Annotated in this window: 22 protein-coding genes and 1 pseudogene; 20 read left to right on the top strand and 3 right to left on the bottom strand. The window is 42.8% G+C overall.

The window, feature by feature from the left end; genetic code table 11:
• Positions 1-259: 259 nt before the first annotated feature.
• Both QM408_RS02765 and sstT read right to left on the bottom strand, forming a co-directional pair.
• Positions 260-1,213, bottom strand: coding sequence for an aromatic acid exporter family protein (locus tag QM408_RS02765; protein ID WP_261150127.1), 954 nt, complete (start codon positions 1,211-1,213; stop codon positions 260-262).
• A gap of 68 nt (positions 1,214-1,281) precedes the next feature.
• Positions 1,282-2,487 (bottom strand): serine/threonine transporter SstT, encoded by a 1,206-nt coding sequence (gene sstT, locus QM408_RS02760; protein WP_261150126.1) that lies wholly within the window; start codon positions 2,485-2,487, stop codon positions 1,282-1,284.
• 151 nt (positions 2,488-2,638) lie between these two features.
• On the opposite strand from sstT, the gene QM408_RS02755 reads away from it, so the two are divergent.
• From QM408_RS02755 to QM408_RS02700, 12 genes and pseudogenes are all read left to right on the top strand, one after another.
• On the top strand, positions 2,639-3,199 hold the full coding sequence (locus QM408_RS02755; RefSeq protein ID WP_004258412.1) for a mechanosensitive ion channel family protein: 561 nt from the start codon (positions 2,639-2,641) through the stop codon (positions 3,197-3,199).
• Between the two features lie 57 nt (positions 3,200-3,256).
• On the top strand, positions 3,257-4,162 hold the full coding sequence (locus QM408_RS02750) for a magnesium transporter CorA family protein (RefSeq protein ID WP_261146992.1): 906 nt from the start codon (positions 3,257-3,259) through the stop codon (positions 4,160-4,162).
• Positions 4,163-4,178: 16 nt separating this feature from the next.
• On the top strand, positions 4,179-4,706 hold the full coding sequence (locus QM408_RS02745) for a YqeG family HAD IIIA-type phosphatase (protein WP_125450862.1): 528 nt from the start codon (positions 4,179-4,181) through the stop codon (positions 4,704-4,706).
• Between the two features lie 2 nt (positions 4,707-4,708).
• Positions 4,709-5,815, top strand: coding sequence for a ribosome biogenesis GTPase YqeH (yqeH, locus tag QM408_RS02740; protein ID WP_050390627.1), 1,107 nt, complete (start codon positions 4,709-4,711; stop codon positions 5,813-5,815).
• 213 nt (positions 5,816-6,028) lie between these two features.
• Positions 6,029-6,340, top strand: a complete 312-nt coding sequence (gene yhbY / locus QM408_RS02735; protein ID WP_000060169.1) for a ribosome assembly RNA-binding protein YhbY — start codon at positions 6,029-6,031, stop codon at positions 6,338-6,340.
• Between the two features lie 51 nt (positions 6,341-6,391).
• The gene (locus QM408_RS02730; RefSeq protein ID WP_247949395.1) at positions 6,392-7,021 is read left to right on the top strand and encodes a nicotinate-nucleotide adenylyltransferase; all 630 of its coding nucleotides are present in this window, start codon (positions 6,392-6,394) and stop codon (positions 7,019-7,021) included.
• The gene (gene yqeK, locus QM408_RS02725) at positions 7,021-7,614 is read left to right on the top strand and encodes a bis(5'-nucleosyl)-tetraphosphatase (symmetrical) YqeK (protein WP_247949394.1); all 594 of its coding nucleotides are present in this window, start codon (positions 7,021-7,023) and stop codon (positions 7,612-7,614) included. Before QM408_RS02730 ends, yqeK begins: the two co-directional genes overlap by 1 nt.
• The gene (locus QM408_RS02720) at positions 7,615-8,115 is read left to right on the top strand and encodes a cysteine hydrolase family protein (RefSeq protein ID WP_004255420.1); all 501 of its coding nucleotides are present in this window, start codon (positions 7,615-7,617) and stop codon (positions 8,113-8,115) included.
• Positions 8,116-8,127: 12 nt separating this feature from the next.
• Positions 8,128-8,481 (top strand): ribosome silencing factor, encoded by a 354-nt coding sequence (gene rsfS / locus QM408_RS02715; protein ID WP_049488396.1) that lies wholly within the window; start codon positions 8,128-8,130, stop codon positions 8,479-8,481.
• Between the two features lie 109 nt (positions 8,482-8,590).
• A complete protein-coding gene (locus QM408_RS02710; protein WP_414373580.1) occupies positions 8,591-9,331 on the top strand; it encodes a class I SAM-dependent DNA methyltransferase in 741 nt (246 codons plus the stop codon).
• A 9-nt stretch (positions 9,332-9,340) separates the two neighbouring features.
• Positions 9,341-10,438 (top strand): nucleotidyltransferase, encoded by a 1,098-nt coding sequence (locus QM408_RS02705; RefSeq protein ID WP_049516256.1) that lies wholly within the window; start codon positions 9,341-9,343, stop codon positions 10,436-10,438.
• A gap of 190 nt (positions 10,439-10,628) precedes the next feature.
• Positions 10,629-12,242, top strand: a pseudogene (locus tag QM408_RS02700) (ribonuclease Y).
• A 70-nt stretch (positions 12,243-12,312) separates the two neighbouring features.
• On the opposite strand, the gene QM408_RS02695 reads toward QM408_RS02700, so the two are convergent.
• A complete protein-coding gene (locus QM408_RS02695) occupies positions 12,313-13,125 on the bottom strand; it encodes a DUF4839 domain-containing protein (protein ID WP_247930442.1) in 813 nt (270 codons plus the stop codon).
• 225 nt (positions 13,126-13,350) lie between these two features.
• Between QM408_RS02695 and gmk the strand changes: the two genes are divergently transcribed.
• The 8 genes from gmk (at position 13,351) to QM408_RS02655 (ending at position 22,538) form a co-directional block, all read left to right on the top strand.
• Positions 13,351-13,977, top strand: coding sequence for a guanylate kinase (gene gmk, locus QM408_RS02690; protein WP_000775041.1), 627 nt, complete (start codon positions 13,351-13,353; stop codon positions 13,975-13,977).
• A gap of 24 nt (positions 13,978-14,001) precedes the next feature.
• On the top strand, positions 14,002-14,316 hold the full coding sequence (rpoZ, locus tag QM408_RS02685) for a DNA-directed RNA polymerase subunit omega (RefSeq protein WP_000979235.1): 315 nt from the start codon (positions 14,002-14,004) through the stop codon (positions 14,314-14,316).
• A 65-nt stretch (positions 14,317-14,381) separates the two neighbouring features.
• Complete coding sequence (locus tag QM408_RS02680) at positions 14,382-16,778, top strand: primosomal protein N' (RefSeq protein ID WP_414373519.1); 2,397 nt, start codon at positions 14,382-14,384, stop codon at positions 16,776-16,778.
• Between the two features lie 12 nt (positions 16,779-16,790).
• The gene (gene fmt / locus QM408_RS02675; RefSeq protein ID WP_414373516.1) at positions 16,791-17,726 is read left to right on the top strand and encodes a methionyl-tRNA formyltransferase; all 936 of its coding nucleotides are present in this window, start codon (positions 16,791-16,793) and stop codon (positions 17,724-17,726) included.
• The gene (gene rsmB / locus QM408_RS02670) at positions 17,719-19,032 is read left to right on the top strand and encodes a 16S rRNA (cytosine(967)-C(5))-methyltransferase RsmB (RefSeq protein ID WP_414373514.1); all 1,314 of its coding nucleotides are present in this window, start codon (positions 17,719-17,721) and stop codon (positions 19,030-19,032) included. The genes fmt and rsmB overlap by 8 nt, the downstream gene beginning before the upstream one ends.
• A 14-nt stretch (positions 19,033-19,046) precedes the next feature.
• Positions 19,047-19,787 (top strand): Stp1/IreP family PP2C-type Ser/Thr phosphatase, encoded by a 741-nt coding sequence (locus QM408_RS02665; RefSeq protein ID WP_414373512.1) that lies wholly within the window; start codon positions 19,047-19,049, stop codon positions 19,785-19,787.
• Positions 19,784-21,685, top strand: a complete 1,902-nt coding sequence (pknB, locus tag QM408_RS02660) for a Stk1 family PASTA domain-containing Ser/Thr kinase (RefSeq protein WP_414373509.1) — start codon at positions 19,784-19,786, stop codon at positions 21,683-21,685. Before QM408_RS02665 ends, pknB begins: the two co-directional genes overlap by 4 nt.
• 94 nt (positions 21,686-21,779) lie before the next feature.
• Positions 21,780-22,538 carry a threonine/serine exporter family protein gene (locus QM408_RS02655; RefSeq protein ID WP_265531295.1) on the top strand — a complete coding sequence of 253 codons (759 nt, stop codon included), beginning with the start codon at positions 21,780-21,782 and terminating at the stop codon, positions 22,536-22,538.

Raw genomic sequence — 22,538 nt, 5'->3', positions numbered from 1 at the left:
GCTTTTCCGTTGTAACTGGTAGTGAGAGGTCTAGCTAACTGTCTTACTAACTATGTGTGGTAAATGAAATTGATTTGTAAAAATTAGTGTCGTGGATAATAAGACAGCAAAGTATGTGGGGTTTTACCTTAGCCCTCTATCAAAAAGATGTTGAATATTAGACCTTATTCATTTTACTATTAACCTTTATGGTAATAACTTACAAATAAAAGAAAACTTCAGATATTCACCTTTTGTGATTGGTCTGAAGTTTTCTTTTTTACTGTCCATATTTTTGATAAAAGTCAACTTTTACCTGGATGAAGGTTTTGGCTTCGCGTAGGAGTTGAAGAAGGGTGGCGCGGGTTTCAAATTCGTCTCTTGTCTTGGGCAGACTGCGGTTCCGGAAGACTTCTAGATAACGTTCAATTTCATCTAGTAAATCAGAAGCAGGATTGGTCTGGCTCAGTTGACCTGCAATTTTTGAAAAGAGTTGGGCCAAAATCAGGCTCTCACTAGCAGCTAGGTGACAGGTGTTGATTTGCTGGGCCATATTTCGCAGAATACGACTCTGACTTTGTCTCATCTCAAAGTAGTGGATATGGTAATCTGTTTGATGAAAAAGGTGGTCAGAGTGATCTAGATAGACAAGTCTGAGGGCTTCTTCCAAAAGGGTGTCTAATTCTTCTACTAGCTGTGCTCGGTTGCGTCCATCCCCTCTGGATAAATAATATTTGAAGCGTTGGAGGATATCTTTTAACTTTTCTTCTACCAATGTGTGGTAGTGATGAATTTCCTCTTCTCGTGAAGGCATGTAGAGATTAACCAGCAAGGCAAATCCTGTGCCGATAGCAAAGAGAAGGAATTCATTGACTAGAAGCTCTGGGGAGGTTGACTCTTGTACCAAGAGATGGCTAACCAAAACGCTACTTGGCGTGATGCCAATTTCCCAGCCCATCTTGTAGTCTAGGGGAACATAAAGAGCCAGATAGAGGCCAAGGCTCCAGATATGAAATCCGCTCAAGTGAAAGACCAAAACCCCAATAGCCAGAGCTAGAAGCATAGAAAAAAGACGATTGCGGGCCAATTTTAAAGTGCTTCTACGGGTATCAGATAGGCTCAGGAGAGCGATAATTCCAGCCGAAACTGCTGAAGAGAGATTGAGAAAATAAGCAAGAAGACAGGCAAGACAGGTGGCTAAGATGAGCTTGGTCGTACGTTGGCTAATAGACATAAGAATTTCCTAATAAGACTAGAATAAAAGCGGAAAAGACAAGACCTGAGCAGGCTTGCCTTGATGAGTTATTTCTTACGGGCTGCTGCGTATTCGGCAACAGCAGTAAAGAGGACATCTGTAGAAGAGTTGAGGGCTGTTTCGCATGAGTCCTGGATGACCCCAATGACAAATCCAACACCGACAACTTGCATGGCAATATCGTTAGAAATACCGAAAAGACTACAAGCAACTGGGATAAGGAGGAGGGAACCGCCAGCGATACCAGAAGCCCCACAGGCTGAGATAGCAGCTACCACACTAAGGACAAAGGCTGTCGCAAAGTCAACAGGGATTCCCAAAGTATTTACTGCAGCAAGGGTTAGAACGTTAATGGTAATCGCTGCCCCGGCCATATTGATAGTAGATCCAAGTGGGATAGAAACTGAATAGGTATCTGGATCCAGTCCGAGGTCATGGCATAGTTTCATGTTGACAGGGATGTTAGCAGCAGAACTACGAGTGAAGAAGGCTGTTACACCGCTGACACGCAAACATTTCCAAACGAGGGGATAAGGATTTCTCTTCATAAAGAGGAAGGCTATTAGTGGATTGACTACCAGAGCTACAAAGAACATAGTTGTCACCAAGAGGGCAAGCAAGATTCCATAGTTAGCTAGACTTCCGATTCCCTTGTCAGAGATGGTTTTGAAGACAAGACCAAGGATACCAAATGGAGCTAGGTTGATGATCCATTCGACAATCTTAGAAGTCACATCAGCCATGGTTTTCAGCAATTCTTTACTGTTTTTGCTGGCCTCTCTCATAGCAATCCCGAAAATAACTGCCCATGATAGGATACCGATGTAGTTGGCAGTAATAAGGGCATTGACTGGATTGTCAACCAGTTTGAGCAAGAGGTTGCTGAGGACCTGGCCAATTCCATCTGGTGGTGCGATTTCTGTATTGGCACTATTTAAGGTAATCTCAACAGGGACGATGAAACTTGCTAGGACAGCAACAAGTGCCGCTGCAAAGGTTCCCACCAAGTAAAGGAGGATAACCGTTTTCATGTTGCTATCTTGCCCCTTTTGATGTTGGGAAAGGGCATTGGCAACGAGGGCAAAGACTAGAATAGGTGCGATGGCTTTGAGGCCACCAACAAAGAGATCTCCAAGTAAACCAATTCCTGAAATGTTAGGAAGTGTCAGCCCTAGGGTTCCTCCAATAAGCATGCCAATCAAAATTCGTTTGATTAGACTCGCCTTATTCCAAGCATGAATGAATTTTTTCATAACAATCTCCTTTGTTGTGTAATGTTTATGATTATAGTATAAATATGAGCTAAAATCAAGAATTTTCTGTCTATTTTGGCTATTATTTTTGAATATTTATGGAGATTCATCACTTGTGAAAGTATGGTATAATAAATGAAAGGAGTTTTCTATGCAAGAATTTATTCAAACCTACCTCAATAAGCTTGATATAACAACGATTATTGAGAATATCTTAACCAAGTTAATTTCTCTGTTATTACTATTTTTACTCTTTTATATAGCTAAGAAATTGCTCCATACCATGGTGCAGAGAATTGTCAAACCTTCTCTAAAAATGTCTAGTCATGATGTCGGGCGTCAGAAAACCATCTCACGTCTGTTAGAAAATGTGTTTAATTATACCCTTTATTTCTTTTTACTTTACTGTATCTTGTCTATTTTGGGTTTGCCAGTTTCGAGTTTGCTGGCAGGGGCTGGGATTGCTGGGGTGGCTATTGGAATGGGAGCCCAAGGCTTTCTATCTGATGTCATCAATGGCTTTTTCATCCTCTTTGAACGTCAACTGGATGTGGGAGATGAGGTCGTTTTGACAAATGGTCCTATTACCGTATCGGGCAAGGTTGTCAGTGTCGGCATTCGAACAACGCAACTCAGAGGAGAAGATCAGGTTCTGCACTTCGTTCCCAATCGGAATATCACCGTCGTCAGCAATTTCTCACGCACAGACTAGACCTGTTATTTTAAGTAATTTGTGGTACAATAGAAAGAGTTTAATAAAGGAGAAAAGATGGTTTTAGAAAAGCAGTTGGGCAATGGTTGTACCTGGATAGACCTTGATGTGGATAAGATTAAAAATATGGAAGATCTTTCTGACATCTATGGATTGGACAAGGAAACCATTGAGTATGCTCTGGATAGAAATGAACGAGCTCATATGGATTATAACCGTGAAACGGAGACGGTAACCTTTATTTATAATGTTCTTGATTTAGAAAAAGACAAAGAATATTATGAAGCGATTCCCATGACCTTTATCGTCGAAAGACAACGAATGATTACCATCAGCAACCATAAGAATGCTTATGTCATTGATCAGATGTCAGCTTATCTGGATAGCCATGAGTCGCTTTCTATTTACAAGTTTCTCTTTGCTGGTTTAGAGATTATCAGTAACGCTTATTATCCTGTCATTGAAGAGATGGATAAAAGTAAGGACGAAATTAGTGCCTTGCTACGTCAAACTACAACAAAGAAAAATCTCTTCGCCCTCTCTGACTTGGAGACTGGTATGGTTTACTTGACAGCAGCAGCAAAACAAAATCGACTCCTCTTGGAACATATCCAGGGCCATGCTCTTTATCGGAGATTTAATGATGTCGAACGAGAGCAGTTTGATGATGCCATGATTGAAGCCCATCAGTTGGTGTCTATGACAGACTTGATTTCTCAAGTCTTGCAACAACTCTCAGCTTCTTACAACAACATCCTAAACAATAACTTGAATGATAGTTTGTCAATTTTGACTATTATCTCCGTCTTACTAGCAGTACTTGCGGTTATTACAGGTTTCTTCGGAATGAATGTTCCTCTACCATTTACAGAAGAGCCAAATGCTTGGATTTATATCTTAATGGCTAGCTTGATTTTATGGGCAGCCTTATCTCAATGGCTGAAGAAAATTACTAGAAAATAAAAGAGAAGGAGCCAGAATGGCGATTGAAAACTATATGCCAGATTTTGCTGTGGAAGCAGTTTATGATCTGACAGTTCCAAGCCTGCAGGCGCAGGGAATCAAGGCTGTTTTGGTCGATTTGGATAATACCCTCATTGCCTGGAACAACCCTGATGGGACACCAGAAATGAAGCAATGGCTACATGATCTTCGGGACGCGGGCATTCGCATTATCGTAGTCTCAAACAACACTAAGAAACGCGTCCAACGAGCAGTTGAGAAGTTTGGGATTGATTACGTTTATTGGGCATTGAAGCCCTTCACATTTGGGATTGACCGTGCCATGAAGGAATTCCACTATGATAAAAGCGAAGTGGTCATGGTTGGCGATCAGCTCATGACAGATATTCGTGCAGCCCACCGTGCTGGCATTCGCTCGATTTTAGTCAAACCCTTGGTCCAACATGATTCGATCAAAACGCAGATTAACCGAGCTCGTGAGCGCCGTGTCATGCGAAAAATCACTGAAAAGTACGGACCGATTACATATAAAAAAGGAATTTAACTATGGAAGAAATTCTCTGTATTGGTTGTGGAGCAACCATTCAGACGACAGACAAGGCTGGACTTGGATTTACTCCCCAGTCGGCACTTGAAAAAGGTTTGGAGACTGGCGAAGTCTATTGCCAACGCTGTTTCCGTCTCCGCCACTATAATGAAATCACGGATGTCCAGTTGACAGACGATGATTTCCTCAAGCTCTTGCACGAGGTTGGAGACAGTGATGCATTAGTGGTCAATGTCATTGATATATTTGATTTTAATGGCTCTGTTATCCCAGGATTGCCACGTTTTGTCTCAGGCAATGATGTCCTCTTGGTTGGAAATAAAAAAGATATCCTCCCTAAGTCAGTTAAGCCGAGCAAGATTAGCCAGTGGCTCATGGAACGTGCCCACGAAGAAGGACTTCGTCCAGTCGATGTCGTCCTAACTTCGGCACAAAACAAACATGCCATTAAAGAAGTCATTGACAAGATTGAACACTACCGTAAGGGCCGTGATGTCTATGTGGTTGGTGTAACCAACGTTGGAAAATCAACTCTTATCAATGCTATTATCCAAGAAATCACGGGTGATCAGAATGTTATCACGACTTCGCGCTTCCCAGGGACAACCTTGGACAAGATTGAGATTCCGCTTGACGACGGTTCTTATATCTACGATACACCGGGGATTATCCACCGTCACCAGATGGCTCACTACTTGACGGCTAAAAACCTCAAGTATGTCAGCCCCAAAAAGGAAATCAAGCCTAAAACCTATCAGCTCAATCCTGAACAAACCCTGTTTCTAGGTGGTCTCGGACGTTTTGACTTTATATCAGGAGAAAAACAAGGATTTACTGCTTTCTTTGACAATGAACTCAAACTCCATCGTACCAAACTTGAAGGCGCTAGTGCTTTCTACGATAAGCACGTCGGAACCCTTCTGACACCGCCAAATAGCAAGGAAAAAGAAGATTTTCCAAAATTAGTCCAGCATGTATTTAATATTAAGGAGAAGACTGACCTAGTCATCTCAGGCCTAGGCTGGATCCGCGTAACAGGCACAGCAAAAGTCGCCGTCTGGGCACCAGAAGGCGTCGCAGTCGTCACACGAAAAGCAATTATTTAAAATGAAATCACTGAGCGAACAAAGTGAGCTCATAAAAAGATAGTTATTGCCGTGGTGTGATTGCCAATCGTTAGATTGGTAAGGGGCATAATTGAGACCTAGGCTCAATTGTGAGGTCAGGAAATCCATTTTTCAAAGATGAGATCTTTGAAAAATTAGTTCCGACCGTCCCTCACCACCTAAAATAACTATCAAAAAAACAAGGAAGAAATTATGTCATTAACATCAAAACAACGTGCCTTCCTCAACAGTCAGGCACACACCCTCAAACCCATCATCCAAATCGGTAAAAATGGACTTAACGACCAAATCAAAACCAGCGTTCGTCAGGCACTTGACGCACGCGAATTGATTAAGGTTACTCTTTTGCAAAACACCGATGAAAATATCCACGAAGTAGCTGAAATTTTGGAAGAAGAAATCGGTGTGGATACAGTCCAAAAAATCGGACGAATCTTAATCTTGTTTAAACAATCCAGCAAGAAAGAAAATCGCAAGATTTCTAAGAAAGTCAAAGAAATCTAAGACTGAAACTCCAAACAACTGTTTTTACAGAGAAATAAAGGAGACTAGCCTATGGCAATCGAACTATTGACTCCCTTTACCAAGGTAGAGTTGGAGCCAGAAATCAAGGAGAAAAAACGCAAACAAGTCGGGATTTTAGGGGGGAATTTTAACCCTGTTCACAATGCCCATCTCATTGTTGCGGATCAAGTGCGTCAGCAGTTGGGACTAGATCAAGTTCTGCTTATGCCTGAATACCAACCTCCTCACGTAGATAAAAAAGAAACCATTCCTGAACACCATCGTCTCAAGATGCTTGAGTTGGCGATTGAGGGGATTGAAGGTCTGGACATTGAAACTATTGAGTTGGAGCGCAAGGGCATTTCCTATACCTACGACACTATGAAGATTTTAACAGAGAAGAATCCAGATACGGATTATTACTTTATCATCGGTGCCGATATGGTGGACTATCTGCCTAAGTGGTACCGAATTGATGAGCTGGTCGACATGGTTCAGTTTGTAGGGGTTCAGCGCCCACGCTACAAGGCAGGGACTTCCTATCCCGTTATCTGGGTGGATGTGCCTCTCATGGATATTTCGTCTAGCATGGTGCGGGACTTCCTTGACCAAGGTCGGAAACCCAACTTTCTCTTGCCTCAGCCTGTGCTAGACTACATCGAGAAGGAGGGGCTCTACTGATGCCCTATCAAGACTATATCAACTGCTCTCGTGAGGCTTTGTTGGAAAAAATGGCAGAGCTTCTACCTGAAAAACGTTTAACCCATTGCTTGGGAGTAGAGCGTGCAGCCATAGAACTGGCCCAGCGATTTGGTGTGGATACTGAGAAAGCCGGTCTAGCAGGTCTCCTTCATGACTATGCTAAAAAGTTGTCAGATCAGGAATTTCTGAATTTGATTGACCGTTATCAGCTAGACCCTAACCTCAAAAACTGGGGCAATAATGTCTGGCATGGGATGGTCGGAATTTACAAAATTCAGGAAGATTTGGATTTACATGATTCAGAAATTCTGCGAGCCATTGAAATCCATACAGTTGGGGCGGATCAGATGACAGATCTTGATAAGGTCATCTACGTCGCAGACTATACCGAGCATAATCGAGCCTTTCCTGGAGTAGATGTGGCACGTGAGATTGCAAGTTTATCGCTTAATAAGGCGGTGGCCTACGAAACAGCTCGTACCGTGGAGCATCTAGCTCATCAGGGATTCTCTATCTATCCCCAAACCCTTGAAACCTATAACGCCTTTGTGCACTATTTGAAAGAGGACTAAATGAAGACGGCTTTTATAATCATTGATGTTCAGAATATTTTAGTGGAAACTGGTTTTCAGACAAATAGTCTATTGGAAAAAATTTCTTATTTACAAAACCAGGCTAGAAGCAAGAATATTGAAATTGTCTATGTTCAACATATTGAGAACGCTGAAGCTCAAACATCAGAAGATTGGCAGTTATCTGAGCTTTTAAGTCGAAAACCTAATGAAAAGGTCTTTCAGAAGAAGTATAACAGTATTTTCAAAGAAACTGGTTTAAAAGAATACTTGGATAAACAGGGGATTGAAAAATTAGTTTTATGTGGTATGCAGACAGAATATTGTGTGGATACCTCTGTCAAGGTTGCCTTTGAATATGGCTATCAGCTTATTATTCCAGAAGGAACTTGCACAACGTTTGATGGGAAAGACATTCCAGCAGAAACGATAAATGAATTTTATGAGGGCATTTGGGAGGGGCGCTTTGCAGATGTCCTAGATTACAAGCATATTTTCTAGAAAGAGGACTAAATGAACGAAAAAGAATTACTAGAACTAGTCGTGAAAGCGGCTGATGAGAAACGTGCGGAGGATATCCTCGCACTTGACGTACAAGATTTGACTAGCGTGACGGATTACTTTGTTATTACTAGTTCAATGAATAGCCGTCAGTTGGATGCTATCGCTGATAACATCCGTGAAAAAGTAGCTGATGCAGGCTTTAAAGGTAGCCATATCGAAGGCGATGCAGCTGGAGGTTGGGTCTTGCTAGACCTCGGTGCTGTCGTTGTGCATATCTTCTCAGAAGAAATGCGTGCCCACTATAATCTGGAAAAACTATGGCATGAGGCGAATTCAGTAGATTTATCTGAAACTCTTGCTTAGAAGACGAACTCGGTTGCAGTCAACTGGGTTTCTTTGCTTATTTTAGAAAAATCGATAGAAAGGTAAAGGGCGAGTGGTGTTTGCCATTGACGCTCTTGGTATCATGATTATGGCAACTTATGAAACTTTTGCGGCTGTTTACGATGCGGTCATGGACGACAGTTTATACGATAGATGGACGGATTTTTCGCTTCGTCATTTGCCTAAGACCAAGGAGAGAAAGAAACTCTTGGAATTGGCTTGTGGGACAGGAATTCAATCGGTGCGCTTCTCTCAGGCTGGTTTTGATGTAACTGGCCTGGACTTGAGTGGGGATATGTTGAAGATTGCCGAGAAGAGAGCTTCTTCAGCCAAACAAAAGATTGATTTTATCGAAGGCAATATGCTGGATTTATCCAAGGCAGGTCAATATGATTTTGTCACTTGTTATTCGGACTCAATCTGCTACATGCAGGATGAAGCGGAAGTAGGAGACGTCTTTAAGGAAGTATATAATTCCCTCAACGAAGATGGTGTCTTTATCTTTGATGTGCATTCAACCTACCAGACTGATGAGGTTTTTCCAGGCTATTCTTACCATGAAAATGCGGAAGAGTTCGCCATGCTCTGGGATACCTACGAGGATGCGGCGCCTCACTCCATCGTGCATGAGTTGACTTTCTTTATCAAGGAAGCGGACGGTTCCTTTAGTCGCTACGATGAAGTGCATGAGGAGCGGACTTATGAGATCCTGACCTATGATATTTTGCTGGAACAGGCTGGTTTCAAATCCTTCAAACTTTATGCGGACTTTGAGGACAAAGAGCCTACAGAAACTAGCACCCGTTGGTTTTTTGTCGCGCAGAAGTAGGAGATTATCATGACCATCACAGGTATTATCGCGGAGTTTAATCCCTTTCATAATGGGCATAAGTACCTGCTAAATCAGGCTGAGGGACTGAAAATCGTTGCCATGTCAGGGAATTTCATGCAGCGTGGAGAGCCTGCTATCGTGGATAAGTGGACACGAGCCCAGATGGCGCTGGAAAATGGAGCGGATCTGGTAGTGGAATTGCCCTTTTTAGTCAGTGTTCAGGCGGCGGATTTCTTCGGCCAAGGAGCTGTGGATATCTTGGCTCGGTTGGGGATTGATACTCTAGCCTTTGGGACGGAGGAAGTTCTAGATTACCAGAAAATCGCTGACTTATACACAGAGCAGGGGGCTGAGATGGAGAAATTTGTGGAAAATCTGCCTGATTCCCTTTCCTATCCCCAGAAAACCCAAACCATGTGGAAGGAATTTGCAGGTCTTGATTTTTCAGGCAATACGCCCAATCATGTTCTTGCTCTTGCCTATGCCAAAGCCGTTGTTGGACACAACACCAAACTGCATCCGATTCAGCGTCAGGGGGCGGGCTACCATTCTGTAGATAAAGATGTGGACTTTGCTTCGGCGACAGCTCTTCGTCAGCACCAGAAGGATCAAGATTTCTTAGAACGCTTTATGCCTTCTGTTGCCCTCTTTGAGCAGGCCAGTAAGGTGAGCTGGGAAGACTATTTTCCCTTGCTCCGCTATCAAATCTTGTCAAATCCAGACCTAACCACTATCTATCAGGTCAATCAAGAAATGGCTGCGCGCATTAAGGAAGCTATTAAAACAGCCCAGTCTGTGGAAGAATTGGTTGAGGCGGTTGCGACCAAGCGTTATACCAAGGCGCGTGTCAGACGCCTTTTGACTTATATTTTGGTGCAGGCTAGAGAAAATGACTTGCCAGAAGACATTCATGTCCTTGGCTTTACCGAAAAAGGCAGACAACATCTCAAGTCTCTGAAAGAGCAGGTCCATCTAGTCAGCCGAATTGGCAAAGAACCTTGGGATGCTATGACCCAAAAGGCAGACCAGATTTACCAACTGGGAAATCCAAGTATAGCAGAGCAGAATTTTGGAAGAGTACCGATAAGAATAGAAACAAACTAAGTCTACTGAAAGGTGGACTTTTTCTCAAGTCTCTACTAAACTACTATTTCTAAATAACAAGTTTATTTTAGCAAACGCGTTCCAAATTCCCCAAAACATATTCTATTTTAGGTTTGTGAAAATCACTTTTTTATGGTAGAATGTAAAAGAATGTATGTCATTCGGAATAACAATAAAATGAGGTAAAAACATGGAAATCATGTCGCTTGCGATTGCTGTTTTTGCCGTCATCATTGGTTTAGTCATTGGATATGTCAGCATCTCAGCTAAGATGAAATCATCTCAGGAAGCTGCAGAGTTGATGCTTTTAAATGCTGAACAAGAAGCAACTAATTTACGTGGACAAGCTGAGCGTGAAGCGGATTTACTTGTTAATGAAGCTAAACGTGAAAGCAAGTCTCTTAAAAAAGAAGCACTATTGGAGGCCAAAGAAGAAGCCAGAAAATACCGTGAAGAAGTGGACGCTGAATTCAAATCAGAACGTCAAGAACTCAAACAAATCGAAAGTCGTTTGACAGAGAGAGCTACTAGCCTTGACCGTAAGGACGACAATTTGACGAGTAAAGAACAAACACTTGAACAAAAAGAACAAAGTATTTCTGATAGAGCGAAAAACCTTGATGCGCGTGAAGAGCAATTAGAGGAAGTCGAAAGACAAAAAGAAGCAGAACTAGAGCGTATCGGTGCTCTGTCTTAGGCAGAAGCACGAGATATTATCTTGGCACAGACAGAGGAGAACTTGACCAAGGAGATTGCCAGTCGCATTCGCGAAGCTGAGCAAGAGGTCAAGGAACGTTCTGACAAAATGGCCAAGGACATCCTAGTTCAAGCCATGCAACGTATCGCTGGTGAATATGTGGCGGAGTCAACAAACTCAACGGTTCACCTGCCAGACGATACTATGAAGGGACGCATTATTGGTCGTGAAGGTCGTAACATTCGTACCTTTGAAAGTTTGACAGGGGTTGATGTTATTATCGACGATACGCCAGAAGTGGTGACCTTGTCAGGATTTGATCCAATTCGTCGCGAAATTGCCCGCATGACCATGGAAATGTTGCTTAAGGATGGTCGTATTCATCCGGCTCGTATCGAAGAGTTGGTTGAGAAAAACCGTCAAGAGATTGACAATAAAATCCGTGAATATGGTGAGGCTGCTGCCTATGAAATTGGTGCGCCAAACCTTCATCCTGACTTGATGAAGATTATGGGACGTTTACAGTTCCGTACTTCTTATGGACAAAATGTTTTGCGTCATTCGATTGAGGTTGCTAAGTTAGCTGGTATCATGGCGAGTGAGCTTGGCGAAAATGCGGCTCTTGCCCGTCGTGCTGGATTCCTTCACGATATCGGAAAAGCCATTGACCGTGAGGTTGAAGGTAGCCACGTTGAAATCGGTATGGAACTGGCCCGTAAGTACAAGGAACATCCAGTTGTGGTGAATACGATTGCTAGTCACCACGGAGATGTTGAAGCTGAGAGCGTCATTGCAGTGATCGTCGCTGCAGCAGATGCCTTGAGTGCAGCTCGTCCAGGTGCTCGTAGTGAGTCTCTTGAAAGCTATATCAAGCGTCTTCATGATTTGGAAGAAATTGCTAATAGCTTTGAAGGGGTACAAAATAGCTTTGCCCTTCAAGCAGGACGTGAAATCCGCATCATGGTAAATCCAGGACAAATCAAGGACGACAAAGTCACAATCTTGGCTCACAAAGTTCGTGAAAAAATTGAAAACAATCTCGATTACCCAGGAAATATCAAAGTAACCGTGATTCGCGAGCTTCGTGCAGTAGATTATGCTAAATAATAAAAAACTGAGGTCAGAAGAGAATCTGACTTCAGTTTTTTGAATAAATTATTTGAAATAATTCGTTATATTATCGAGGTGAAATCTCAATTGGTGATAAGTAGATTAAATCTTGAGTAGAGTTATAGTTACCGATTTCTGCTTTAATATGTATATTTTGTCCGGTTTTAATATTGTCTCCATTAAATGAATTGAATATAGGATTTGAGATGATAGTGATTTGAGGGATTTTGAAATTAGGGCCTGATACCTCATCAGGATGATAATTTCCAGAATGAATAAGAATATCATATTTTGATTTTGACTTAGCAAGATTTGCTATGTTCCCATCAAATTCAATTATCTGACCTTTGTGTTTTTGAATAAAATCTGTTATGACACTTTGATCTTCAGTTTGGAGCAGAGATTTAAAGTCTTCATTGTTTTCTACTGTGATAATAGTTGCTTGTGATGGACTTGTTGACGAGGTTTCGGTCGAGCTTGATGTGGTGTTAGTTGAACTAGAGGAAGCAGGCGTCGAACTTGATGATGTAGAGGATGATTCACTAGTTTTCTCGACAGATTTTTCAATAACACTACTAGTTTCTGTAGATGAAGGGGTAGAAACAGTAGTTGGTTTATCTGAGATTACTACAATTAGAACTAACAGAAGAATCATAAATATTACACCTGCACCAATTAAATATGGAATTAATTTTTTTATTTTCAGTTCCATTGGGCTTAATGGTGTAATTTCAACCTCAGCTTCTTTTTCAAAAAAACCAAATACTCCAGCATTTCCATGATCAATAATATTGATTTTGACTTCACTTTTTTTGAGATTGAGTTCAGATAAGCCATTTTCAATCGCTTCATCAACATTTTTTCCTTTATAATTTCCCATAAACTTCTCCTTTTTATATTAGTAGTTTTATTATCTCTTAAATAGAATAAAAAGGCAAGTATATTTTAAGGGGATACCTTGTATAAATCTAAATAAATAAGAAAGAGCAGTTGAAAAATTACTGCTTTTTTGTTACACTAGATAGAAAGACTGTAAAGGATAATCTGGCTTTTTGCCATTATTCTAGAGAAATGTTATTTCACAGACTGACTAAAAGGAGACACAATGGCAGACCGAGGCTTACTAATCGTTTTTTCTGGTCCTTCAGGGGTTGGAAAAGGAACGGTTAGAAGAGAGATTTTTGAGAGTTCTGAAAACCAATTTCAATACTCTGTATCGATGACGACACGTGCACAACGTCCGGGAGAAGTGGATGGTGTTGACTATTTCTTCCGTACTCGCGAAGAGTTTGAAGAGCTGATTCGTCAAGGACAGATGTTGGAATATGCAGAATATGTTGGCAACTACTATGGAACGCCTCTGACCTATGTCAATGAAACCTTGGACAAGGGAATCGATGTTTTCCTTGAAATTGAAGTTCAGGGTGCTCTCCAGGTTAAGAAAAAGGTTCCAGATGCTGTCTTTATCTTCCTGACACCACCAGATTTGGATGAATTGCAAGATCGTTTGGTAGGACGTGGAACAGATAGTGCAGAAGTGATTGCCCAACGAATCGAAAAGGCCAAGGAAGAAATTGCCCTTATGCGTGAGTATGATTATGCGATTGTCAACGATCAGGTGCCCCTAGCTGCTGAGCGTGTCAAACGTGTGATCGAAGCAGAGCACTTCCGTGTGGATCGTGTCATTGGTCACTATCAGGAGATGTTACCAAAGTCTCCAACTACCCGATAAAATTTAGAAAATAGGTACAAGCAAATGATGTTAAAACCCTCTATTGATACCTTGCTCGACAAGGTTCCATCAAAATATTCACTCGTAATCTTGGAAGCAAAACGTGCCCACGAATTGGAAGCAGGTGCGCCAGCAACTCAAGGTTTCAAGTCTGAAAAATCAACTCTTCGCGCTTTAGAAGAAATCGAATCAGGAAACGTTACAATTCACCCAGATCCAGAAGGAAAACGTGAAGCAGTGCGTCGCCGTATCGAAGAAGAAAAACGCCGCAAAGAAGAAGAAGAAAAGAAAATCAAAGAGCAAATTGCTAAAGAAAAAGAAGATGGTGAAAAAATTTAAGGTTGGGGGGACTCAATCTTATTTTTTCTATTGCAAGAATGTACTGACAAGGAGGAGGTGAGAAGATGGCCATAGCCAAGATTATTGTAGATGTGCCCTTGATGCAGACGGACCAGCCCTATAGTTACAGGATTCCTGAGGAATTTGAGGGAATGCTGGAAGTTGGAATGAGGGTTCACGTGCCCTTTGGTAAGGGAAATCGCCTGATTCAAGGGATTGTTCTTGGTTTGGAGTCCCAATCAGACGAGGAAGAGATGGAACAAGATTTAAAAGATATAGCCGAGGTGCTGGATTTTTCTCCTGTTCTCACGCAAGAACAACTCTGGCTGGCTGAGGAGTTACGCAAGTCCGTCTTCTCATACAAAATCTCCATCCTCAAGGCCATGCTTCCAGGATTTCTGAACTCCAGCTATGACAAGATTCTCTATCCTTTGGCAGGTCTGAGTCAGGAAGACCGAGAGCGCTTGTTTGGTTCTGAAGATTCACTAGCCTTTTCTTCTCTGGATCTAGCTAAGCAAGCTGAAATGATGCGATTGACTAGAAAAGGTCTGCTTGGTCTGGAATATCAGGCAGTCGATCAAAAGAAGGTCAAAACCCAGTCTTGGTATGAGGTGAATCTTGCTCAATTAAAAAGTGTAGAGATTTCTGCACGTGCCAAGAAAAAGGTGGAATTGAGAGACTATTTACTGTCTCATCCTGAGAGTGCTTCCTTGGCTAGTTTGTTAGAATCCTACTCGCGGGAGCAAGTCAACTTCTTTGTAGAACAAGGTGCTGTGACCATAGTCCAAAAGGAAGTTCAACGCTCAGCTGCTTATTTTGAGGGCATTGAGGTAAGTCGGCCTTTGGAGTTGAATCCAGAGCAAAGGCAGGCGCGTGATGCGGTTGTCAGTGCGATTGGCAGTCATCAGCCTCCCTTCCTTCTTCAAGGGATTACAGGAAGTGGGAAGACAGAGGTTTACTTGCAGATTATCCAAGGGGCCTTGGATAAGGGCAAAACTGCTATTTTGCTTGTACCTGAGATTTCCCTGACTCCTCAGATGACGGAGCGTTTTATAGCACGTTTTGGGGACAAGGTTGCCATTCTTCACTCTGGCCTGTCCAATGGTGAAAAGTATGATGAATGGCGCAAGGTGGAACGCGGCGATGCTCAAGTTGTTGTTGGCGCCAGATCGGCCATCTTTGCTCCGCTGAAAAATTTAGGTGTTATGATTATCGATGAGGAGCACGAAGCGACTTATAAGCAAGACAGTAATCCCCGCTACCATGCTAGAGAGGTGGCTGTTTTACGGGCCCAATACAATCAAGCGGCATTGGTTCTTGGTTCCGCGACACCGAGCTTAGAAAGCCGTGCGCGAGCTGGCAAAGGCGTTTATCAACATTTACGTCTGACCCAACGCGCCAATCCTTTAGCTAGGATCCCTGAGGTTCAAGTAATTGACTTTCGAGACTATATCGGACAAAATGAGACGTCAAACTTCACGCCACCTTTGCTAGAGGCTATTCAGGACCGTCTAGCTAAAAAAGAGCAGGTGGTTCTTATGCTCAATCGTCGTGGTTATTCTAGCTTTGTCATGTGTCGGGAGTGTGGGACCGTGGATACTTGTCCCAACTGTGACATTTCCTTGACCTTGCACATGGATACCAAGACCATGAACTGCCATTATTGTGGCTTTTCGAAGGATATTCCTCAGGTCTGTCCTAACTGTAAGAGCCGAAGTATTCGTTACTATGGGACAGGGACACAAAAGGCTTATGATGAGCTGGCAGAACTCTTTCCGCAGGCGCGCATTTTGCGGATGGATGTGGACACGACTCGTAAGAAAGGTAGTCACCAAGCTCTGCTTGACCAGTTTGGACGAGGAGAAGCGGATATCTTGCTAGGAACTCAGATGATTGCTAAGGGATTGGATTTTCCAAATGTGACTTTAGTCGGAGTTCTAAATGCGGATACGGCCTTGAATCTGCCTGATTTCCGTTCTTCTGAGAGAACCTTCCAGCTCTTGACTCAGGTTGCAGGCCGGGCAGGTCGTGCTGAAAAAGCTGGGCAGGTCTTGATTCAGTCCTACAATCCGCAGCACTATGCTATTCGATTTGCCAAGGATCAGAACTACGAAGGCTTTTATACCTATGAAATGGGTATCAGACGACAACTAGGTTATCCGCCTTACTATTTCACTATTGGCATTACCCTTTCTCACAAGAAAGAAGAAGAGGTGGTCAAACGTGCTTATGAAGTTATGAATATTTTGCGGTCAGGATTGTCAGAGACCAGTAACATTCTTGGGCCAACCCCCAAACCGATTGCTCGTACCCACAACCTCTATCATTACCAGATTTTGATTAAATACCGTTTAGAAGATGAGCTAAGTCCGACCCTCAACCAGGTCTTAGCCTTGACTCAAGAACGGGAAAATAGTGAGCTCCGTCTCAGCATTGACCATGAGCCACAGCAATTTTTATAAGAAGGAGAAGATATGACAAAATTAATCTTTATGGGGACACCCGACTTTTCAGCAACAGTCTTAAAAGGACTTTTGACAGATGACCGTTACGAAATTCTAGCCGTTGTGACCCAGCCGGACCGTGCTGTTGGGCGAAAAAAAGTGATTCAAGAAACCCCAGTCAAGCAGGCTGCCAAGGAAGCAGGACTTCCTATCTACCAACCTGAAAAATTATCAGGAAGTCCAGAGATGGAAGCTATTATGAAACTAGGAGCAGATGGAATTGTGACTGCTGCTTTTGGGCAGTTTCTCCCAAGTAAACTCCTTGATAGCATGGATTTTGCGGTCAATGTTCACGCCTCCCTTCTTCCAAAACACCGTGGTGGAGCGCCTATCCATTATGCCTTGATTCAAGGTGATGAGGAAGCTGGTGTGACCATTATGGAAATGGTCAAGGAAATGGATGCAGGAGATATGATTTCTCGTCGCAGCATCCCTATAACAGATGAGGACAATGTTGGTACCTTATTTGAGAAATTGGCGCTAGTTGGTCGTGATTTGCTCCTGGATACCCTGCCTGCCTATATTGCTGGTGATATTAAACCTGAACCGCAGGATCCAAGTCAGGTTACTTTCTCTCCAAATATCAAGCCAGAAGAAGAAAAACTGGATTGGACTAAAAGCAATCGCCAACTCTTTAACCAAATCCGTGGAATGAACCCCTGGCCTGTTGCCCACACTTTCCTTAAAGGCGACCGCTTTAAAATTTATGAAGCCTTGTCAGTAGAAGGTCAGGGAAATCCAGGTGAAATCCTCTCTATTGGCAAGAAAGAATTAATTGTCGCAACGGCAGTAGGAGCTCTGTCTCTCAAACAAGTGCAGCCAGCAGGCAAACCTAAGATGGACATTGCTTCCTTCCTCAACGGTGTTGGACGGACATTGACAGTAGGAGAACGATTTGGTGACTAAAGTAGAAACAGCTAGAAGTCTAGCTCTAGCAGTATTAGAGGATGTCTTTATCAATCAAGCATACTCAAATATCGCCTTAAATAAGCACCTCAAGGGTAGTCAACTTTCTGTAGCAGACAAGGGCTTGGTGACCGAGCTGGTCTATGGAACGGTAACCCGTAAACTGACTCTGGAATGGTACCTATCCCACTTTATCGAAGACAGAGACCAGTTAGACAGCTGGCTCTATGTCCTTCTCCTCATGAGTGCCTACCAGCTCCGCTATTTGGACAAGATTCCAGACCATGCTGTGGTCAATGAAGCAGTAGAATTGGCCAAATTCCGTAAAAAAGGCAGTGAAAAATTGGTCAACGCCGTCCTTCGCCGTATCTTGCGTGAAGGCTGGCCAGATATTACTAGCATCAAGCGAAAAAACAAGCGTGATTCCATTGCCTATTCTCTCCCAGTTTGGCTAGTTGCCAAACTCAAGGAAGAATACGGAGAAGAGCGAGCGCAAGCTATCTTTGAAAGTCTCTTGGTGCGCAACAAGGCCAGTATTCGTGTGACAGACCTAGGACGAAAAGAGGAAATCCAAGCCTTGTTGGAGGCCAGTGATTCATCCTTGTCTCCTTCTGGTTTGGTTAAGGAGCAGGGGCATTTTGCAGGCCATGATTTGTTTGAGGATGGAGCCATTACCATCCAAGACGAGTCCAGTCAGCTTGTTGCTCCGACGCTTGATTTACAAGGTGATGAGCAGGTTCTAGATGCTTGTGCAGCTCCGGGTGGGAAAACAGCCCATATAGCCTCTTATCTCACGACAGGTCAGGTAATTGCTCTGGATTTATATGACCACAAGTTGGACTTAATCCAAGAAAATGCCCAACGTCTAGGGGTTGCAGAACGAGTTCAAACGAAAAAATTGGATGCCAGAAAGGTGCATGAGTTTTTTGGTCAGGATTCTTTTGATAAGATTTTGGTGGATGCTCCCTGTTCAGGAATCGGTCTTCTGCGCCGAAAACCAGACATCAAATACAATAAAGGAACAGCAGATTTCGCGTCCTTGCAGGAAATTCAGCTAGAAATATTAGGTAGTGTTTGTCAAACACTACGCAAAGGTGGTATAATAACTTATAGTACCTGTACTATTGTCTCAGAGGAGAACTTTCAAGTCGTACAGGCATTTTTAGAAAGTCATCCTGAATTTGAGCAGGTAACACTAGAACATGAATGTAAGGATATCATGAAAGATGGCTGTATCCTCATTACACCTGAATTGTATGGAAGTGATGGATTCTTCATCAGTCAATTTCGCAAGATATCGGATTAGGAAGGAACTAACACATGGAAATTTCATTATTAACAGATGTTGGTCAGAAACGAACAAATAACCAAGACTATGTCAACCACTATGTCAATAGAGCTGGACGTACCATGATTATCCTAGCTGATGGTATGGGAGGTCATCGCGCAGGGAATATCGCTAGTGAAATGGCGGTAACAGACCTAGGTGTAGCTTGGGTCGATACTCAAATCGATACAGTTAATGAAGTGCGTGAATGGTTTGCTAACAACCTTGAGATTGAAAATCAAAGGATTAACCAATTGGGACAAAATGAAGCCTATAAAGGAATGGGAACAACCCTTGAGGCTGTAGCGATTATTGATAATCAGGCTATTTATGCTCACATCGGAGATTCTCGTATTGGTTTGATTCGTGGAGAAGAGTACCACCAGTTGACGAGCGACCATTCTTTGGTCAATGAATTGCTTAAGGCAGGTCAATTGACACCAGAAGAAGCAGCTAGCCATCCACAGAAAAATATTATTACTCAATCTATCGGTCAAAAAGATGAAGTTCAACCTGATTTTGGAATGATTACCCTTGAGCCAGGAGACTATCTCTTGCTCAATAGTGATGGTTTGACTAACATGATTTCAGGCAGTGAGATTTGTGATATTGTAACCAGTGATATTCCTTTGGCAGATAAAACAGCGACGCTTGTGCGTTTTGCTAACAATGCAGGAGGTTTAGACAACATTACGGTTGCCCTTGTTTCTATGAACGAGGAGGATGCAGAATGATCCAAATCGGCAAGATTTTTGCCGGACGCTATCGGATTGTGAAACAGATTGGCCGAGGAGGCATGGCAGATGTCTATTTGGCCAAGGATTTAATTCTAGACGGAGAAGAAGTGGCAGTGAAGGTCCTGAGGACCAACTACCAGACGGACCCGATAGCTGTAGCTCGTTTTCAGCGTGAAGCGAGAGCTATGGCAGATCTAGACCATCCTCATATCGTTCGGATAACAGATATTGGTGAGGAAGACGGTCAACAGTATCTTGCAATGGAGTATGTTGCTGGACTAGACCTCAAACGCTATATCAAGGAACACTATCCTCTTTCTAATGAAGAAGCCGTCCGTATCATGGGGCAAATCCTCCTAGCCATGCGTTTGGCCCATACTAGAGGAATTGTTCACAGGGACTTGAAACCTCAAAATATCCTTTTGACACCAGATGGGACTGCCAAGGTCACAGACTTTGGGATTGCGGTCGCTTTTGCAGAGACAAGTCTGACTCAGACTAACTCTATGCTGGGTTCGGTTCATTACTTGTCACCAGAGCAGGCGCGTGGTTCTAAGGCGACTGTACAGAGTGATATCTATGCCATGGGGATTATTTTCTATGAGATGCTGACAGGCCATATCCCTTATGACGGGGATAGTGCGGTGACCATCGCCCTTCAGCATTTCCAGAAACCACTGCCGTCAGTTATTGATGAAAATCCATCTGTGCCTCAGGCTTTGGAGAATGTTGTTATCAAGGCAACTGCCAAGAAATTGACAGATCGTTATCAGTCAGTTGCAGAGATGTATGTGGACTTGTCTAGTAGCTTGTCTTATAATCGTCGCAATGAGCCTAAACTGGTATTTAATGATACTACTAAGGCGGACACCAAGACACTACCGAAGGTATCCCAGAGTACCTTGACTTCGATTCCTAAGGTGCAAACACAGAGTCCGAAGCCACAGACTGCGAAACCTAGTCAGCAGGTTTCAGAAGACAATTACGCAAGCAAGACTGTTAAGAAACGGAAATTTAGAGTTCGTTATATGATTTTGTTGGCCAGCATTGTATTGGTGGCAGCCTCTCTGATTTGGATACTATCTAGAACTCCTGCAACCATTGCCATTCCAGATGTGGCAGGCCAGACAGTTGCGGAAGCCAAGGAAACGCTCAAGAAAGCCAATTTTGAGATTGGCGAGGAGAAATCAGAGGCTAGTGAAAAGGTGGAAGAAGGGCGGATTATCCGTACAGATCCTGAAGCTGGAAAGACTCGAAAAGAAGGTTCGAAAATCAATTTGGTTGTCTCATCAGGCAAGCAATCTTTCCAATTGAGTAACTATATCGGCCGTAAATCGACAGATGTTATCGCAGAACTCAAGCAGAAGAAGGTTCCTGAAAATCTCATCAAGATTGAGGAAGAAGAATCAAGTGAGAGTGAAGCAGGAACCGTTCTCAGACAGAGTCCAGCTGCCGGAACAACCTATGATTTGAGCAAGGCCTCAACAATTACCTTAACCGTTGCTAAGAAAGTAACCAGCGTTGCTATGCCAAGTTATATAGGATCTAGTCTTGAATTTACTAAAAATAATCTCGTTCAAATTGTTGGGATTAAAGAAGCCAATATTGAAGTTGTAGAAGTGTCGACAGCTCCTGATGGAACTGCTGAGGGGACTGTTGTAGAGCAAAGTCCAAAAGCAGGCGAAAAGGTAAATTTGAACACCACTCGTGTTAAAATTTCTATTTATAAAGCGAAGCCGACTCGTTCTTCTTCAACTTCTTCATCCTCATCCTCTTCTTCGTCCTCAAGTTCTTCTCGGAAACCTAACGAGCCGGGGAATGCAGAAACCTCCCCAACACAAGGAAACTCGCAAGGTAATTCACAACGAGGAGATACTTCCCCAGATAATCCATAGTGATACTAGAATCTTTGTCATGATTTCATGGCAAAGATTTTTTTTGACTCCAGATTTGTGATAGAATAGAAGGAGTTGATAAAAGGAGGCAAGCATGGAAGAATCAAAAGAATTAAATGCCGTCATCGATGTGATTATGCTAGCGGGGACCATTCTTCTCAAAAGTGGCTCAGAGATTCATCGTGTAGAAGATACCATGATCCGTATTGCGCATTCGCAGGGGATTGTGGATTGCAATGTTCTTGCTATGCCTGCTGCCATCTTTTTCTCTATTGAAAATACCAATATTTCACGTATGAAGCGTGTGACCTCCTCTTCTTATAATATTGAAAAAGTCTGCGATGTGAACCAGATTTCTCGTCAGCTGGTAGGTGGAAAGCTTGATTTAGAAACAGCCTACAAGCAATTGACGGTCTTGCAAGCTCAACCGCTTCCCTATACCAAGTTACAGGTGACTCTGGCTGCGACCTTTAGTGCTCCTTTCTTTTCAATTATGTTTAGTGGAAATATCTACGATGCACTTGGGGCAGGAGTGGCTACCTTATTTGGTTTTGCATTTTCCCTTTATGTGGAAAAATTTATCCGAATTCCTTTTGTGACGGCCTTTGCTGGAGCCTTTGTATTTGGGATGATTGCCCAGTTTTGGGCTCGCTACACAGGCTTTCCTTCAACGGCAGATTTGATTATAGCTGGCGCGGTCATGCCTTTTGTACCAGGAATTGCCTTGACCAATGCGGTTCGTGATATTATGACCAACCACATAAACTCTGGTATGAGTAAGATGTTTGAATCCCTGCTCATTACCCTTGCTTTAGGGGCAGGAACTTCTGTCGCCTTGGTATTGATGAATTAA

The sequence above is a fragment of the Streptococcus mitis genome, from assembly GCF_047464965.1.
Classification (GTDB): Bacteria; Bacillota; Bacilli; order Lactobacillales; family Streptococcaceae; genus Streptococcus; species Streptococcus mitis_DU.
This window is presented reverse-complemented; position numbering and strand designations above follow the sequence as displayed.

Excerpts from the sequence above, each read along its gene's own strand:
- QM408_RS02765 (WP_261150127.1), bottom strand. The coding sequence starts at position 1,213 with ATGTCTATTAGCCAACGTACGACCAAGCTCATCTTAGCCACCTGTCTT.
- sstT (WP_261150126.1), bottom strand. The coding sequence starts at position 2,487 with ATGAAAAAATTCATTCATGCTTGGAATAAGGCGAGTCTAATCAAACGA.
- QM408_RS02755 (WP_004258412.1), top strand. The coding sequence starts at position 2,639 with ATGCAAGAATTTATTCAAACCTACCTCAATAAGCTTGATATAACAACG.
- QM408_RS02750 (WP_261146992.1), top strand. The coding sequence starts at position 3,257 with ATGGTTTTAGAAAAGCAGTTGGGCAATGGTTGTACCTGGATAGACCTT.
- QM408_RS02745 (WP_125450862.1), top strand. The coding sequence starts at position 4,179 with ATGGCGATTGAAAACTATATGCCAGATTTTGCTGTGGAAGCAGTTTAT.
- yqeH (WP_050390627.1), top strand. The coding sequence starts at position 4,709 with ATGGAAGAAATTCTCTGTATTGGTTGTGGAGCAACCATTCAGACGACA.
- yhbY (WP_000060169.1), top strand. The coding sequence starts at position 6,029 with ATGTCATTAACATCAAAACAACGTGCCTTCCTCAACAGTCAGGCACAC.
- QM408_RS02730 (WP_247949395.1), top strand. The coding sequence starts at position 6,392 with ATGGCAATCGAACTATTGACTCCCTTTACCAAGGTAGAGTTGGAGCCA.
- yqeK (WP_247949394.1), top strand. The coding sequence starts at position 7,021 with ATGCCCTATCAAGACTATATCAACTGCTCTCGTGAGGCTTTGTTGGAA.
- QM408_RS02720 (WP_004255420.1), top strand. The coding sequence starts at position 7,615 with ATGAAGACGGCTTTTATAATCATTGATGTTCAGAATATTTTAGTGGAA.
- rsfS (WP_049488396.1), top strand. The coding sequence starts at position 8,128 with ATGAACGAAAAAGAATTACTAGAACTAGTCGTGAAAGCGGCTGATGAG.
- QM408_RS02710 (WP_414373580.1), top strand. The coding sequence starts at position 8,591 with ATGGCAACTTATGAAACTTTTGCGGCTGTTTACGATGCGGTCATGGAC.
- QM408_RS02705 (WP_049516256.1), top strand. The coding sequence starts at position 9,341 with ATGACCATCACAGGTATTATCGCGGAGTTTAATCCCTTTCATAATGGG.
- QM408_RS02695 (WP_247930442.1), bottom strand. The coding sequence starts at position 13,125 with ATGGGAAATTATAAAGGAAAAAATGTTGATGAAGCGATTGAAAATGGC.
- gmk (WP_000775041.1), top strand. The coding sequence starts at position 13,351 with ATGGCAGACCGAGGCTTACTAATCGTTTTTTCTGGTCCTTCAGGGGTT.
- rpoZ (WP_000979235.1), top strand. The coding sequence starts at position 14,002 with ATGATGTTAAAACCCTCTATTGATACCTTGCTCGACAAGGTTCCATCA.
- QM408_RS02680 (WP_414373519.1), top strand. The coding sequence starts at position 14,382 with ATGGCCATAGCCAAGATTATTGTAGATGTGCCCTTGATGCAGACGGAC.
- fmt (WP_414373516.1), top strand. The coding sequence starts at position 16,791 with ATGACAAAATTAATCTTTATGGGGACACCCGACTTTTCAGCAACAGTC.
- QM408_RS02665 (WP_414373512.1), top strand. The coding sequence starts at position 19,047 with ATGGAAATTTCATTATTAACAGATGTTGGTCAGAAACGAACAAATAAC.
- pknB (WP_414373509.1), top strand. The coding sequence starts at position 19,784 with ATGATCCAAATCGGCAAGATTTTTGCCGGACGCTATCGGATTGTGAAA.
- QM408_RS02655 (WP_265531295.1), top strand. The coding sequence starts at position 21,780 with ATGGAAGAATCAAAAGAATTAAATGCCGTCATCGATGTGATTATGCTA.